The organism is Stenotrophomonas sp. STEN033 (assembly GCF_056856655.1).
Genome location: NZ_JBXFWM010000019.1, coordinates 21,399 through 36,647, shown reverse-complemented (window position 1 = coordinate 36,647; position 15,249 = coordinate 21,399). Strand labels below are relative to the sequence as shown.

Here is a 15,249-nt window from a genome sequence, read left to right as displayed (position 1 = left end):
AACGCTGTCTTACCCGGGGAACTCAACGAAGAGGTGGCTGAAAGTGAATGTGGAGAATCCCCCAGAGTGCCGCACATGTTGCGTGTCAAACATGGCCAGCCCAGGAAGTTCACGCGAGGGCGCTCGCAAATGCACGCCGCCGTCATCTGGAATCATGTGCAGCAGTGCGAGGATGTCATCCTTGTTCATTGCAACCATCAAGGACTGTGTATCCTTGCGATGGCGTGGCGACTCGATGATCCCCACCATCAACCCGAATGGCTGTCGCTTGGCGTAGCCGTCGTCTTCCAGGAATCGTCCCATCCCTTCCTTGCCATAGAAGGCCTTGCGGCTGGCGGAGGTACCCTTGAGCTTCTTCCACTCAAATGTAAGGGACAGCCCCTCCAGATCGCTGTGGTAAATGATGTCGGTGCGATAGCCCTTCAGCGGTTTGAGGGTAGCTGGATCCAGCTTGACGGATTGGTCCTCTCCGCCCCAGAACCCTTGTAGTCCCACTGTATGGGCGTTGTCCTTCAGGATTTCCTTCAGCGCCAAGGTGAGCTTGGGCTCGGTTTGTGCCCAAGAGAAGTGATAGAGCTTGCGGGCGGCGAGCTCATTCCAGGTTGCCAGCATGTACTCCACCACGCGCCCGGCAGATTGCGCGGGAAACGCCTCCCGCCACGCATCCTTCAGGCTCATGCAGCGGGCCCTTGCGCTGCGGCGCCGGCAACCAATCGTGCCGCATCTTCTGAAGCCAGGCCAATGCGCCACAGCCTGCACGCAAGCGGCTTGATCAGGTAAGCATGATCTTCGTGTAACACGCAAACATCGCTGCTGAGGAACAGGTTCTCGACGACCTCCATCGGCATCACTCCTTCCTTGGCCAGGCGGGCCACCAGCGCCTCAACTGCTTCCAGTGTCTGGTTGTCCACTCGGGAGGCGCGTGGGCCACCGGCGTTGTGAATTTTGACCTCGATCACGCCGACCCCCCGACGGGAGAATCGGCGCCCAGCATGCACCGTCACCTCAAACTGCCCCTTGCCACGGCGCGCATCGCGCATGCTCATCAGTTCGCGCTGCAGCGCACGGGCATACGCCAGCAGGTCGCGCTGATCCGGGGCCGATTGCCAAGGTGTCAGTGCGGCGCCATTGACGCTGCTTTGGCGGCTCGGCAATGCCCATTGCGTGATGTCGTGGACCAGGCCGACTTCCATATCACTAAGGCCCATGTAGGCCATGACCAGTTCGTAGGCCTCACTCAGATCCGGCTCTTCAGCCACCAGGATCTGGTTGACTTGGCGCTCAAGCGAGCGGGAGATAGTGGCCACCCGGCGCACGATCTTGCGCCGTTCAGGCGTGTCGGGCTGCGCCAAAGGCAAGGCGCTGACCTCGGCCACTGTGATGCGCTCGCGTTCACTGGAGGGAGAAAACGCGGTTTGCATAGCCAAGTAGCGCACCAGCGGCGAGCGCAAGTAGATCGCCAGGAAGCGCAGCATGTCCTCGTCGCCCTCCTGTCCGCAGATGGCGGCCACAGTGTGCTGAAAGGAAAAGGCGCCCTCGGCGTAGGTCGCACGCATCTCCAGATCGGCAGACAGTCCGTCCGGGAAGAGCACACGAGGACCGCTGTAGATGGTTCCCTCGTGCGCCCCATAGGTGGTGACTGAGTCGATCTCCTTGGGGAAGCGGCTCAGCGAGGTCTCGGGCAGTACCGGCCAATGACGGGGAATCGCCCGTGCATTGAGGTAGGGTATCTTGCGAAAGCGTGCCGGGCTGAGCTTCTCGGCGCTGCGGTCGGTCTTGTGGAAGCCCTTACCGATGCGCCACTCGCGAGCCTCGGCCAACGCGCCGATCGTCCCCTCACGCAACAGTCTGCGCACCAAGCGCACGTCGGCCTCCGTGCCCCAGGTGCGATGCCGAAGCACGGCGTTGTCCTGGATCAGGTCCTGGGTCTGCACACGTGCCCGATCACTGGTGTGTAAGGTCAGGCGACCGAAGGCAAGGCTGATGTCGACCTTGGGCACCCAATAGTCAAAGACCTCCGTCACCGGCACCACCGGCCGTGCGTCGGGATGGCGAGGATGGGCCACAACCACCACACAGCCATGGTCAGCTGCAGCGAACAGCTGCCGCCGCATGTCACCAAAATTGACGATGCGCTCTGGTCGCACGCGACTGAGCCAGTCGACCAGGAAGGGACGACTGGTGGGCGCCAACAGCAAACTGGCCGGCAGAATCAGGACCAGGCGACCGGCCTGCTTGACCGAGTCCACTGCCCGCTGCGCATAGGCGGCGGCTATCTGGCGGCGCACCAGTGCCCGTCCAGCGCGCTCGGCCCACGCCTCGTAGCTCAGTGAGCCCTGACCCGTACCTGACAATGCGGGCTCGCTCCAAGGCGGATTGGACAGCAAAATCGAAAACGATGCCCTGCCGGCGAACGGATTGGCCGCGGCGAAGAAGTCCCCTGACTTGCCAGCAATAAGATTGCTGCCCAGCAGTTCGGGCAGCTTGACGGCCGGATCACTGGTCAGCTCGGCCAGGTCGCGAGGCACCAGGTCTTCAAGCAAGGACAGATACAGACTGAAGGCAGTGACCCGACAAGCCGGTTCGGACAGATCCGAGCCGAAGATGCGGGTCTTGAGCAACTCGATCCGCTCGCTCAACGGGAGGGGAATGCTACGTCCGGCCTGGGCGTGTCCGAGCATACGCCGGAAGGCGGTGGTCAGCAGGATGCCCGAGCCGCACGCTCCATCAAAAACGGTTTCCTGCGAAGGATCGGCGATGCCCTCGAAGGCCATATCCACGGTGAGCTGTGCCAAGTGGCGAGGCGTATAGAACGCGCCCAGCGCATCACGCTCCTCGCCCAAAAAAGTCTCGTAGATGCCGGAGAGCAACTCCACGGGAATGAAGCGGAAGTCGTAGTTCCACAAGGAGCCCTGACCCGTGTGCAGGTCAACGCGCGCCATGAAGCGATGCAGCACACCAAAGGCCGCCGCAGGTAAGGAAATCCATCCGGCCTCCTTGGCCACCTTCGCGGCTAGGAAGTCGCCATTGAAGTCCGCCTTCAGGCGCGTGAATAGTGCGATCAGGCCCTGCCGGTCTTGCGCTTCGATAAGCGCGGCCAATTCGCCCACGCCATGGCGCTGCCGATAGACATCGCTGATGACGCCGCGGTGCTCCAAGTAGGAGACAAACAGTACCTGACCAATCAGGTACTGGGCGGCCTCTTTGGGCAAGCCCTGTTCGCGCAGCAACTGGACTGCTGCTCCCAGGTTGCGCAGCAAGTCATGATCAACGCGCTGCTCGGCACTGAACCAAGCCGGCACGCGCTGGGCGATATCGCCGGACTGAATGTCCTTGGCTGACCAGCGACCATCAGGTTTGGCGGCCTCCAGCGTGAGGGCGATCGGCTTCTCGTCACGCTGAGGCGAATAAGCACTCGCGGTGTCGTTGCCGACCTCAAGCACGATGGTTACCAGATTCTGGTTCCAGATCCGCTGACGGATCGCATCGACACTCACGCCGGGCGTGTTCTCGATGAATGCCACCGTGGGCGTGCCATCGACATCGAATACCGCTTTGGCGCGAATCAGGCCATCAGGCGCGAGCAGCGCACGAAGCTCGGTCGCATAGCGATGCGTGGCCGGCACATGTTCACCGGCACGGAACAACGACGCGCCGTGCTGGGCGTAGCCGAGCTCGTGCAGCCAATGCTCAGTCCCTGCCTGTTCCATGTCGTAGAGCCTAACCTGATGTCTCCCGACTATACCACATTAAATATGTATTGCAATGTGAATGCGTATAGTACATATAATGCGGACTATGAAGCCTGACCGACAAGCTTTGGACTCGCTGCCCTATGCGCAGCGGCAACGTCTGCAATTCGTAGAGTCGGTTGCTCAGTGGGAGGGAGTAGTGCAGCGCCAGCGCGTATGCGAGGTCTTCGACGTGTCCGCCAATCACGTCACGCGCGACTTGTCGCTCTATCGCTCGCTCAGCCCTGGAAATCTTGAATACGACGTTTCGCGCAGGGCCTATCGCCCCACGGCCAAGTTCCGTCCGCTGTTTGCACTGGGAAGCGCCGATGAGTATCTGGCCCTACTCAAGCTCAGCCTGGAAACGCAGGCGCGCGCGGGCATTCCGACCTGGGCGGAGGGCATTCCCATCATGGGGTTACCGATGCCACAGGGAGCCATCAACGGCCAGGTGCTGCGTATCCTGACCAACGCGCTGCGCGAGCGTGCTGGCGCCCAGATCGTCTACCAATCGCTGCGTACCCCTGAACCCACCGCTCGTCTGATCTGGCCACATCACCTCGTGCATGTGGCTGGTCGCTGGCATGTACGGGCTTACGATGCCAAGCGCGAACGATTCGCTGACCTGGTGGTTGCGCGCATCACCGAAGCCTCATCCTCAGAACAGGCCACGCCTGTGCAGGCCGCGCGCGATACGGAGTGGGAAACTGAGGCTACCGTAGAGGTGGTCCCCAATCCCAAGCTGTCTCCGGCACAGCAGGCCATCGTCGCACGGGAATGGGGGATGACCATGACCCGGCAGCAATGGCTATGGCCTGCCAAGATGCGTCGGGCCCTAATTCCTTACTTCCTTGAGCAGCACCATTTGCGACGACCGGCTGCGCGAGCCCCGGTCATCGCCCGTAATCTGGAATCGCTGCAGGCCAGATCCTTTGAGGATTCGGAAGGCTAATCAATGGCCAAAATGTCTTCAAGGGCGTAGCCCCGGTCTGCCAACCCAAGGCGCTGGGCTGGCGTCTTCTTGTCTTTTCCTACGTGATGAAAATTGTAGGAAACCCTCAGCAAATCCAGCACTGCTTCCACCACCCAAGGTCGGTAGGGGTTGTTGCCCATGAAGGTGCGTCCCGAGGAACTGGCGCTGCTGATCGGGCGCTCCAGCAGCGATTGGCGGCGACGCAGCACCATGAAGAAGCGATCAATGCCGTGCAGGCTGCCCCATAGATGCAGGTCAGCACGCCGGGCATCGGTCAAATCGGGGCGATCGGTCAGGTGGAGCAAGGACTTCTCAGGCTCACCTTGATCTGGCGATGGATGATCCACCCACCGATCCTGCCAGCGCTCCACGAAACCCCGGCGGGACAGGTGCTCTTCGAGGAAGCACCGGCTCGCCGCCGCCTGCTCGATGCCGCGCTCCCTCGCGAACCTCGCCATCCTCTGCTTAGCTTGAGCCACAGCCAAGCTCTTCGTGTCGATGGTCATGTCCTTGTTGATGCGTACTTGGAAGGTGTCCGCACGCCCCTCTAGGATCTTCTCACGGAACGCCGTATGGGCGGCGGCACGCAGCCCAGGATCAAGGTCCATGTAGAGTGCCACGTGCGGGCTGCCTGCCGTGAGCTGAGCGATCAGGTGAAGATGGCCGAAGACGCTGTAGTCATCGCGCACCTTCATGCCCCGCCCCGGCAGCTTGGTGTCATCTCCGCCCCACTTGGGAGACTGAACTTCCTCATCCAACTCGGCAACCGCAATTCCACGCTTCTTGGCCGCACCGTAGCGACGGCGCTGGATCATTTGCTGGGAGTTCCAATCACGCTTGAGCCAAAGCCGTGCGAAGGTCCTGAAGGGCGGCAGTATGCCGTAGTCGTCGCACTCCAAGGCGGCGAGTTCGATATCACCAGGGTCCAAGCGGCTGTCATAGTCCAAGTGCATGCCGAAAACGTAGGATGATCGATTGTCCGCGGTGCCGACGCCATGGAGACGGGTGTTTCTGCGATCCGCGCTGGTGCCCCAATTCAGCAAGTAGTCCTGCCGGTCCGTCGATAGCAGCAGCGGAGGGAGCACTTTGCCCCGGAGCAGTTGGCTTTCCTGCTCGCGCGCGAAGGCCCGCGCGCGTTCCGCAATGAACTCCAGCTTGGTGTACAGCGTCTGCGGCCCGATCCCCGCCGTCTCGCAAATGCGACGCATGGGCATCTTGTTGATCAGCAGGCGGTACACCAAGGCATTGACATCAGGCCTCTTCTGTCGAGGCGTGCTCGATGTGGGGATGGAGAACAGCTTTGTACAGTGCTTGCATCGAAATCTACGGGACCCTGCCGAGGTGCTGCCAAACCCCTGGTACAGCTTAGGGTGGGTACTGACGGCCTTGCCCCAGTGGGCACACTCCTGGTCAGGACAACCAAGTTCCGGGATGGGAGCCAAGTAGGCGCTCAGCCTCGCCATCTCCTCTGCCACCGCCAGATTGCTCTTGAGTGGGAAGGACTCCTTGCACAGGCCGCAGGTGGCGGTAGGCATCAGCGCGCCCGCGCCACCCGTCATCACGTATGCAGGATCTTGGGCCGCTGCGCTCCTATTACGCCGGTCTCGCTCGCCCGGGGTGACGCCAAAGTTCGAGCACAGGGTGTTGCGGCAGTAATTCACCTGCAGGCCGGCCACCTCGACGGGCACCCGGCTGGGCCGTCGCAACTTCTCAATTTCCAAGAAAAATCAGCCCCACTGCCTGCTATGGGGCTGATTTTAACGGCCACGAGCATCAACAGGTAGTCGGAACGGCTAGCCTGCACGGTACCTGCTTCGATCGGGCACCGGATTGTTCTAGACCTTATGCCGACCAACTTTTCGGGGAACACCGGCTAAGCTGGGCTTTCGTAACGGAGGCTGTTGGCAATGTCGATATGCACGGTTCCAGGTCGTCGCCGCTTCATCGCGCAGTCCGCCACGTTGGGGATTCTTGCGACGTTGCCTTCAACCCGAGCATTGGCTGCGTCGTGTAAAAGCACCGCCAGCAGTTCCTGGGTCCCTGACGATACCTTCCTCGGCGAACTGCCGCGGATCATGCAGGCCTTTGCGGTCCCTGGCGTGGGCATCGCCGTGGTTGAAGGTGGTGCCCTGGCATGGAGTCGAGGCTTTGGCTTGGCTGATGTACAGACTGGCAGAGCTGTCGATGCGCGCACGGTGTTTGAGGACGCCTCGCTCAGCAAACCGGTGTTCGCTTATCTGGTGATGCAGCTGGTGGGGCAGGGGCGGATCGAGCTGGATATACCGCTGGTTCGGTATCGGCGCCCTGAATACCTTGGCGATCATCCATGGGTGGCACTCATCACCGCGCGCGACGTATTGCGGCATACGACGGGGCTGCCCGATTGGCGCAAATCGCCCGCGACCGAGAAACTGGTGCCGATGGTGAAGCCCGGCACGCGCATCAATTATTCCGGCGAGGCATTCGTCTGGTTGCAGCTGGTCGTTGAAGCGATCACCGGGCAGAGCCTGGACGAATCGATGCAGGCCTCTCTGTTCGGTCCTGCCGGGATGAAAGACAGCGGCTATACCTGGAATGCGGATCTGGCCGCGCGCTCTGTGTTTGGTCATCGCGCACACGATCGTGTCGATGGGGGCGTGCCGCCGCAGGTGCTGCGCGAACAATGGAGTGCAGCGCAGCGCGTCGCCGAGCGCTGGGGCAAGCCGCTGTCTGCATGGAAGTATGAAGACGCCGAGCGCGCGTTACCGGAAGTGCAGGCCTTGTCGCCGCCAGGCTTGGTGACCTGGGCGGGTGACATCCTCGCCAATGCCGCCGCCAGCCTGCGCACGACCGTGCAGGACTATGCGACCTTCCTGAGCTTGATGATGGCGGGCCGGCAAGCTGCGGCATGGGAGATCAGTGAGAGTGCGCGACAAGCCATGCTGGCACCGCAGATCAGCTTGCCGGGACGATGGACCGAGAAAGGTTTGGGTTGGAATACCGAACAGACCCGTGATGGGCCGATGTTCTACCACTCCGGCAGCAACAGCGGCATCTTCAAGAACTTCGCACTGGGCGACGCGCAGCGCGGGCGCGGCATCGTGGTGTTGACCAATGGCGGCAGCGGTTCATTCGTGCACCAGCGGGTGGTGCGTGCTGCGACCGGATACGATCTGCTTTCGTACGATCTTTGATTGAGTGCGGGTATCCGTTACCCATGCATCCGCAGCCTTGTTTCATTTGCGATGAACCCGCTGCCAGTGGACTTGGGCCGCGCGTGTTGTCGTTGCCGCACGGCAGTTCACTGCTCGAAAACGCCATCGCCGGCCTGCTCGGCGATGGGTCGGACCTCCTGCACCAGGCTCAGCAAGGTCTTTCCCGGCTCCTCATTCATCACTTCATGCGCGGACTGTTCAAACCAGATCAGTTTCTTCTGCGGCGCATCCACGCTGGCGAACCATTCGGCTGCCAGTTCGGAGGACACGTTGTAATCGTGCCGGCCCAGGAACAGGAACAACGGCGTCTTGAGCTGGCGGGTGCTGCTCATGTCGAGGGTCAGCACATCCGCGAGCAGATGCTGCATGGAAAAATCGTTGCCCTTCCAGGCCGCGGCTATATCTGCGTCGGCATATTCGGGTGACAGCGCAAAGGCTGCGGCCTCGGCATCGCCGCCGCGACGGTTGTGGACCATGCCGCCGTAGTGGTTCAACCAATGTCGCTGTTTGAACAGTGCATCCAATGCAACCGGGGTATTGCCCTGGGCATATGGCGCTATTGCCTGCAGGTCAGCGATGGCCTGTGCGTTGTGGTCTTGTTGCGCCTGTTGCATCGTCCATGCCCAGCCGCGCCGCTCGCTCTCCGGCGCGTTGGATATCTGGCCCATGCCGATATAGGCATGCAGCCATTGCGGGCGTTGTTTGGCCACTTCCAGGCCCAGATAGCTGCCCCAGGATTGGCCGAGCAGGAAAATCTTCTGCTTGCCGAATTCGTGGCGCAGCCACGCCACCATTTCCAGTGAATCGGCGACCATTCGCTCACGGGTCATGGTGGGGGCCAACTGCACTGGATCGTTGCTCGCAAAGGTCTTGCCCGCACCGCGCTGGTCCCACTGCACGACGGTGAAGTACTCCTCCCAGCCGCGCTGGAAGTACCAGCTGGTGGGCATGGCGACCCAACCCGGCCCACCATGCAGCATCAGCAGAACCGGGTTGCGCGCATCGTTGCCGCGGATCGATACCCATTGATCGATCCCGCCGATGCGGACCTTCTCCAGGCGCTCGATGCCGTTGTCGGCTACCACGCGGCGCATGTCTGCCACGATGGCGGTGGCCTGCGCCCGGTTACGTGGCGCGGGAGCTTCAGGCACGGCGGCGCTTGCGCCAGGGCAGGCGCCAGCAACAATGCAGAGCAGAAACAGCGGCAGCAACTTCATTGGCTTCCCAGCTTCGGTGTCAATTGCAGGAATGAAGCATGCCATGTGCGCTCCGCAACGACATCTCGGACAGGTTTGCAGCATTGGCCGCAGCTGTCGCATATCTTTACCGTGGTCGCAGGCCACTCACCTCAGTCCTGCGAATCGGATTCGATTTCCAATACCGCACCCAGTCTCTCGGCCAAGGCCTGCGCTGCATCCAGCACCCGCGCCAGGCTCTGATCGCTGATGGTTTCCACCTGGATCAGACGGTAGCCCGGGCCTTCGTTGTCGCTGAGGCCCGCCGAGCTGCTGTCTTCGTCGTCGGCATCGAATGCGGGTTCGGTGATGTCCTCGGCTGAATCCACATCGTCCATGCCCTTGAGCATGTCGAGCAAGGCCTGGGTAACACCTTCGTCGGCGGTAAGGCGGAGTTCGAGGTTTGCCATGTGCAGCTCCTTTGGGGGGGGGATGTGTTATTCGCCGTCAGCCTGGAAGCCAACCTTTCTATGGCTGCCATCGCAGAAGGGCTTGTTGTTGGAATGGCCGCAGCGGCACAACCAGGTCTCGGTGACCCGGTCGATGGTGCGGCCGGTGCCACTGACGACTTCAAGGTTGCCGATGACGTGCAGCGGGCCGTTTTTGGTCGGGTTGACCTGCAGCGGGCCATCACGTTGCGGCAAGGCTTCGGACTTCTTTTCCGCCGGTTCGCCGCTTGCGGTAAAGCCACAGTCGACATGGCGGTGGTCGCAGAAGGGCTTGTTGTGTGACTCGCCGCAACGGCACAGGGTTGCGCGCATGCCTTCGTCGCTGCCGGCGATCAACAGCGGTGCGTTGAAGGCGAGCGGGCCGTTCTCGCGCACATGCACCAGGTTCACCACCGGTGCGGGTTCGGCGTGGCTGCCGTCGTTGTATTCGTAGCGGATGGCGCCGGATGGGCAGTTGCGCGCGATCAGCGCCACTTCCTCCGGAGGCACGGCGTCGGGGTGGATCCATTCGCCCACCACATTGGGCACGAAAACGTCCGGGTGGCTGAGCACGCAGTTGCGTGAGTGGATGCAGCGTTCACCATCGAAATGGATGGTGACGGTCTTGCCGCGTACGGTTTCGGTTGCCATGGGCTGCCTCCGCTTCGGAAGGCGCAGTGTCGCGCGGAAGACGTTAAGGCCGGGCGTATACAGTTGGGTGGGTTTGTGGGAGCGGCGTGAGTTGCGAAGCCGGGGGCAATGAGATTTTCATCGGGCCGAGGCTTGATGGGGGTACATGCTTCGCGGCTTGCGCCGCTCCTGCAGAAGCGGGCTATCTGCGTACGGCCAGCACGCCATCCAGGGCCAGCTCGGCCTTGAAGCCGGCTTTCTGCAAGCGTGTGGCCACTTCCCGGGGTACATCGCGGCCACTGGTGAGCTTGTTGGGGGCGCCGGTGTAATGGAACAGGCGGCCGCCTTTGCGCAGCACGCGCGCCAGTTGATCGTAGAACACCTGCGAGTACAGCTCGCCGGCAATGCCGAAGCGCGGCGGGTCGTGCAGCACGGCGTCCATCGAGGCATCGGCGATGTGTTCGATTTCCTTGGACACATCGCCCTGCTTCAGCTGCAGACGGCCGCCCGCAGCGGCGCTGTCAGGGTCCGGCGACCACGGGTTGAGGGTACGCAGCCACAGCACCTCCGGGCTCTTCTCGAAAGAGCGGATGCCGGCCACGCCTTCGTCCAGGCAGGAGGCGGCGAAATAGCCCATGCCGCCGCAGGTGTCCAGGATCTGCTTGCCGCGCGGCTCCACCAGTGCCACCTTGCGGCGGGCGTCGTCCAGTGGCGAGATCTGCGCGCTGACCAGCATCTTGATGCCGTCGATCTCGAACGTGGGGATTCCCCAGTCGGTAGGTACCAATTTGTACAGGCCGCTGCCGAAGCGCGAGGCAGCGCTGAACTCCTCGCCATCCCAGTAGTAGATGGTGCGGTCCTTGAGCTTGGCCGGCCACAGGTAGTGCTGGCCGCGGAACTGAAAGCTGTCGCTGCCAATGCCAACGGTTTGCTGGCTGCGGCCCAGGTCGAGCGAGGTGCTGATTTCGCTGCTGCCCTTCTTCAGGGCGCTGTGCAGCTGCTCGAGCAAAGGGCGGGTGAGCAGGGGGCCGGTGTAGTGGGGCATGGGGGCTGCAGGTGGTGCGAGGGTGGGAATGCTACCGCAGCTGGGTTTTGGGGGTTGAGTTGTGCGCGAAGAGCACCCCTCCCCAGCCCTCCCCTTTGCTCCGCAAAAGGGAGGGGGCCAAAAGCTCCCTCCCTTTGCCGAAGGCAAGGGGAGGGCCGGGGAGGGGTAGCCTTGGACGTTTGCGCCTTGCTGGAAATCCAACTCCACACGCGCCGGTCAACGATCAACAGGCATAATTCGCGCCCCTCCCCTCGATTGCGCTTGCGCTGCCGCCCCTGCGGGCCAGCACCGGCGATCCGCCCGTATGTCCTTTCTGCATTCTGAACTGGCGCAGTGGCGCGCCAATCCCCTGCGCGAAATGCTGGCCGGTGCCGTGGCCACCTTTGCCTTGATTCCGGAAGTCATCGCATTCTCGTTCGTGGCCGGGGTGGACCCACAGGTCGGCCTGTTCGCCTCCTTCGTGCTGAGCATCGTGATCGCGGTGTTCGGTGGCCGGCCGGCGATGATCACCGCCGCCGCCGGTTCGGTGGCACTGGTGGCAGCGCCCTTGGTCAGTGCACATGGCCTGCCGTATCTGTTCGCGGCCGGGCTGCTGGCCGGCGTGATCCAGATCGTGTTCGGGGTGCTGCGCCTTGGGGTGTTGATGCGCTTTGTCAGCAGCTCGGTACGTACCGGCTTCGTCAATGCGCTGGCCATCCTGATCTTCTCCGCGCAGTTGCCGCAGCTGCACGGCGCCACCACCGCCACCTGGCCGATGCTGGCGCTGGGCCTGCTGGTGATCTACGGGTTGCCGCGCCTGCCCCTGCCCGGCGTGCGCGCGATTCCCACGCCGCTGATCTGCATCGTGGTGCTGAGCCTGCTGGCGTCGTGGCTGAAGTTGGAGCTGCCCACCGTCGATGATCTCGGCAAGTTGCCCCAGGCCTTGTCGCAGTGGATGGGCCTGCCCGCGCTGCCGTTTGACCTGGATACCTTGCGGATCATCGCCATGCCGGCGCTGGCCATCGCGATGGTCGGCCTGCTGGAATCGATGATGACTGCGCGGGTAGTGGACGAACTCACCGACACGCCCAGTTCCAAGAACCGCGAATGCACCGGCCTTGGCGTGGCCAATATCGCCGCCAGCCTGTTCGGCGGCATTGCCGGTTGCGGCATGATCGGGCAGACCGTGGGCAACGTGAAATACGGTGGTCGGGGCCGGTTATCGACCTTGTTTGCGGGCGTGTTCCTGCTGGTGCTGATGGTGTTACTGAAGCCCTGGGTAGGGCAGGTGCCGGTGATCGCGCTGGTGGCAATCATGGTGATGGTCAGCGTGTCCACCTTCGACTGGCGCAGCCTGGGCGCGCTGGTGCGGCATCCGCGCCTGTCCGGCGTGGTGATGCTGGCGACGGTGGCGGTGACCTTGGGCACGCACAATCTGGCCGCCGGTGTTGGCATCGGCGTGCTGTTGAGTGGGGTGTTCTTCGCATTGAAGGTGGCGCGGCTGCTGCAGGTGGAGCCGCATGAACAGGCCGACGGCAGCCTGCGCTATGTGGTGCGCGGGCAGGTGTTCTTTGCTTCTGCGGATGCCTTCATCGATGCCTTCGATCCGCGTGTGGCCGAGGGGCGTGCGGTGGTGATTGATCTGTCCGGCGCGCAGTTGTGGGACATCACCGCCGTGGCTGCGTTGGAGAAGGTGGTCAGCCGTTATCGCCATCACGGCGTGAAGCCGCGCGTGCTGGGCCTGGATCGTCAGGGCCGGGCATTGCTGCGGCGGGTGTTGCGCGAGGGCGAGCTGGCAGTGGAAGACCCGGCGTTGTAGGAGCGGCGTGAGCCGCGAAGCCGGTGGAGGTGCCGATCGCCGGGGAAGCTGCAATTGCTGGCATTGCTTCGGCCGATGGTCCGGTAGTTTCGCGGCTTACGCCGCCCCCACAAGGGAGGGCGCACTGGTGTTGTTGTAGGAGCGGCATCAGCCGCGAAGCTGATGTAGGTGCCGATCGCCGGGGAAGCTGCAATTGCAGGCTTTGCTTCTGCGGATGGTCCGGTAGCTTCGCGGCTTACGCCGCTCCCACAAGGGAGTGGCGCGCTGATGTTGTTGTAGGAGCGGCGTCAGCCGCGAAGCTGATGCAGGTGCCGATTGCCGGGGAAGCTGCAATTGCGGGCTTTGCTTCGGCGGACGGTCCGGTAGCTTCGCGGCTTACGCCGCTCCTACAAGGGCGCTTACATCACGTCCCAGGCGTAGCCGCCGCGCTCCAGCACCGAGGCGGCCAGTGATTCGACGATCTCGTCCTCGTTGCGCTCCAGTCCACGCACATTACGCGCCATGCGCCGGCGTGCCTGGCGGGCGAACAAACGGGCAATCTTCACCGCGTCATCGGCGGCCGGGTGCTTGGCCTGCAGCAGGCTCTCCACCCGCGACAGCACGCACAGGCCGACGAACAGGTCGATGGCGATATCGGCCACGCGCTTCTGTGCATGTTGCTGGTCGGCGATCTTCTTGCCGTGCTTGCGCAGCAGCCGGTCCGAGGCCTTGGACAGCTCCACCGTGTATTTCTCGCACAGCCGCGCCAGCGGCCGCAGCGCATCATCGAGCGGCGCGCGGATGCGGCCGGTGCCGTAGCCGGTGGCTTCGCGCATGCGGCGGCCGGCATAGTCGCTGAGCACGCCGAAGCCCTTGATCGGGTCGTTGAAGATGCCGCCCACCGCGCTCTGCAGTTCACTCAGCGTCGCGCCCACGCCCTTCAGTCCGTTCAGCGCCACATACAGGCGCAGGATCTCGTTGGTGCCTTCGAAGATCGACAGGATGCGGGTATCGCGGGTCATCTGTTCGTACGGCAGCTCGCGCATGAAGCCGTTGCCGGCGGCGATCTGCAGCGCTTCATAACAGCTGCGCTGCACGGCCTCGCTGGCGAATACCTTGCTCATCGCCGCTTCCACCGAATAGTCGGTGCGGCCGCTGTCGATCAGGTGCGCCACCATCCACACCGTGCTTTCGGCAGCAAAGCAGTCGGCGGTCATCTGCGCGATCTTCTCGCGCACCAGGCCGAACTCGGCAATGGCCTGGCCGAACTGCTTGCGCTCGCTGGCCTGTGCACAGGCCATGCGGATCAGCGCGCGCATGCCGCCCACCGCGCCGCCGCCCAGGCCGGTGCGGCCGCTGTTGAGGATGTTCATCGCCACCTTGAAGCCCTTGCCGACCGGGCCCAACACATTGGCGGCCGGCACCCGCACCTCGTTGAAGGCGACGGTGGTGGTGGATGAGGCGCGGATGCCCATCTTGTCTTCGTGCGGGCCATGGCTGACGCCGTCCCAGCCGGCTTCGACGATGAAGGCGGTGACCTTGCCCTCCGCCGTGTCGGTGCGCGCGAACACCGTGTAGAAGTCGGCGATGCCGCCGTTGGTGATCCAGATCTTCTCGCCGCTCAGCGTCCAGCTGCCGTCATCGTTGCGGTGGGCCTTGGTGCGGATGGCGGCGGCGTCGGAGCCGGCACCGGCTTCGGTCAGGCAGAAGGCGGCGATCATCTCGCCACTGGCCAACCTGGGCAGGTAGCGCCGCTTCTGCTCGTCGTTGCCGAACAGCAGCAGGCCCTTCATGCCGATAGAACTGTGCGCGCCGATGGTCAGCGACACCGAGCTGTCGTGGCTGCTGGTCTGGCCCAGCACGCGCGCATAGGCACCGTTGGACAGCTCCAGCCCACCGAATTCCTCGGGGATGATCAGCCCGAACAGGCCCATGTCACGCAGCGCCTGGATGAACTCCGTTGGCTGCTCGGCATCGCGGTCGTACTGGCGCAGGTCGGCGGTCTTGTCGGCCAGGAACTGGTCGATGGCATCGGTCATCGCGCCCAGCATCTCGCGGTCACGCTCGCGGATCTGTGGGTAGGGGAACAACACCTCTTCGGCGATATGGCCAAAGAACAGCTGCTTGGCGATGCTTTCATCCAGATTCTGTGCTGCAACGGTATTCACGAACGGCTCCTTGTGCTGCGAACGATGACGGCGTCTGGCCGATGATGGCCCAGTCTTGCCACAGGTTC

11 protein-coding genes are annotated in these 15,249 nt (G+C 63.0%); 3 read left to right on the top strand and 8 right to left on the bottom strand.

The features are described from left to right. Window positions 1–9 precede the first annotated feature (9 nt). On the bottom strand, window positions 10–678 hold the full coding sequence (locus AC1VXC_RS08815; protein ID WP_449301996.1) for a hypothetical protein: 669 nt from the start codon (window positions 676–678) through the stop codon (window positions 10–12). Further along, window positions 675–3,710 (bottom strand): N-6 DNA methylase, encoded by a 3,036-nt coding sequence (locus AC1VXC_RS08810; protein WP_449301995.1) that lies wholly within the window; start codon window positions 3,708–3,710, stop codon window positions 675–677. The genes AC1VXC_RS08815 and AC1VXC_RS08810 overlap by 4 nt, the downstream gene beginning before the upstream one ends. A gap of 61 nt (window positions 3,711–3,771) precedes the next feature. Between AC1VXC_RS08810 and AC1VXC_RS08805 the strand changes: the two genes are divergently transcribed. Then, window positions 3,772–4,683 carry a BrxR family helix-turn-helix transcriptional regulator gene (locus tag AC1VXC_RS08805; RefSeq protein ID WP_482995032.1) on the top strand — a complete coding sequence of 304 codons (912 nt, stop codon included), beginning with the start codon at window positions 3,772–3,774 and terminating at the stop codon, window positions 4,681–4,683. Here AC1VXC_RS08805 and AC1VXC_RS08800 read toward each other — a convergent pair. After that, window positions 4,680–6,425 (bottom strand): transposase, encoded by a 1,746-nt coding sequence (locus tag AC1VXC_RS08800; RefSeq protein ID WP_449301993.1) that lies wholly within the window; start codon window positions 6,423–6,425, stop codon window positions 4,680–4,682. The genes AC1VXC_RS08805 and AC1VXC_RS08800 overlap by 4 nt on opposite strands. 186 nt (window positions 6,426–6,611) lie before the next feature. On the opposite strand from AC1VXC_RS08800, the gene AC1VXC_RS08795 reads away from it, so the two are divergent. After that, complete coding sequence (locus AC1VXC_RS08795) at window positions 6,612–7,877, top strand: serine hydrolase domain-containing protein (RefSeq protein ID WP_481538693.1); 1,266 nt, start codon at window positions 6,612–6,614, stop codon at window positions 7,875–7,877. A gap of 107 nt (window positions 7,878–7,984) precedes the next feature. Here AC1VXC_RS08795 and AC1VXC_RS08790 read toward each other — a convergent pair whose 3' ends face one another. From AC1VXC_RS08790 to AC1VXC_RS08775, 4 genes are all read right to left on the bottom strand, one after another. Then, complete coding sequence (locus AC1VXC_RS08790) at window positions 7,985–9,049, bottom strand: alpha/beta fold hydrolase (RefSeq protein WP_481538694.1); 1,065 nt, start codon at window positions 9,047–9,049, stop codon at window positions 7,985–7,987. A gap of 197 nt (window positions 9,050–9,246) precedes the next feature. Next, a complete protein-coding gene (locus AC1VXC_RS08785) occupies window positions 9,247–9,543 on the bottom strand; it encodes a hypothetical protein (protein ID WP_481538695.1) in 297 nt (98 codons plus the stop codon). A gap of 27 nt (window positions 9,544–9,570) precedes the next feature. Continuing rightward, window positions 9,571–10,212, bottom strand: a complete 642-nt coding sequence (locus AC1VXC_RS08780; RefSeq protein WP_481538696.1) for a CDGSH iron-sulfur domain-containing protein — start codon at window positions 10,210–10,212, stop codon at window positions 9,571–9,573. A 181-nt stretch (window positions 10,213–10,393) separates the two neighbouring features. Then, a complete protein-coding gene (locus AC1VXC_RS08775; RefSeq protein ID WP_481538697.1) occupies window positions 10,394–11,236 on the bottom strand; it encodes a class I SAM-dependent methyltransferase in 843 nt (280 codons plus the stop codon). A gap of 304 nt (window positions 11,237–11,540) precedes the next feature. Between AC1VXC_RS08775 and AC1VXC_RS08770 the strand changes: the two genes are divergently transcribed. Continuing rightward, complete coding sequence (locus AC1VXC_RS08770) at window positions 11,541–13,034, top strand: SulP family inorganic anion transporter (protein ID WP_481538698.1); 1,494 nt, start codon at window positions 11,541–11,543, stop codon at window positions 13,032–13,034. 398 nt (window positions 13,035–13,432) lie between these two features. Here the strand turns inward: AC1VXC_RS08770 and AC1VXC_RS08765 are convergent, their stop codons facing one another. Then, entirely contained in the window at window positions 13,433–15,181 is a 1,749-nt protein-coding gene (locus AC1VXC_RS08765) for an acyl-CoA dehydrogenase family protein (RefSeq protein ID WP_481538699.1), read from the bottom strand. Window positions 15,182–15,249: the final 68 nt, after the last annotated feature.

Bases quoted from the DNA above. Each gene is read 5' to 3' on its own strand.
- AC1VXC_RS08780 (WP_481538696.1), bottom strand. From the start codon at position 10,212: ATGGCAACCGAAACCGTACGCGGCAAGACCGTCACCATCCATTTCGAT.
- AC1VXC_RS08770 (WP_481538698.1), top strand. From the start codon at position 11,541: ATGTCCTTTCTGCATTCTGAACTGGCGCAGTGGCGCGCCAATCCCCTG.
- AC1VXC_RS08785 (WP_481538695.1), bottom strand. From the start codon at position 9,543: ATGGCAAACCTCGAACTCCGCCTTACCGCCGACGAAGGTGTTACCCAG.
- AC1VXC_RS08795 (WP_481538693.1), top strand. From the start codon at position 6,612: ATGTCGATATGCACGGTTCCAGGTCGTCGCCGCTTCATCGCGCAGTCC.
- AC1VXC_RS08815 (WP_449301996.1), bottom strand. From the start codon at position 678: ATGAGCCTGAAGGATGCGTGGCGGGAGGCGTTTCCCGCGCAATCTGCC.
- AC1VXC_RS08805 (WP_482995032.1), top strand. From the start codon at position 3,772: ATGCGTATAGTACATATAATGCGGACTATGAAGCCTGACCGACAAGCT.
- AC1VXC_RS08775 (WP_481538697.1), bottom strand. From the start codon at position 11,236: ATGCCCCACTACACCGGCCCCCTGCTCACCCGCCCTTTGCTCGAGCAG.
- AC1VXC_RS08810 (WP_449301995.1), bottom strand. From the start codon at position 3,710: ATGGAACAGGCAGGGACTGAGCATTGGCTGCACGAGCTCGGCTACGCC.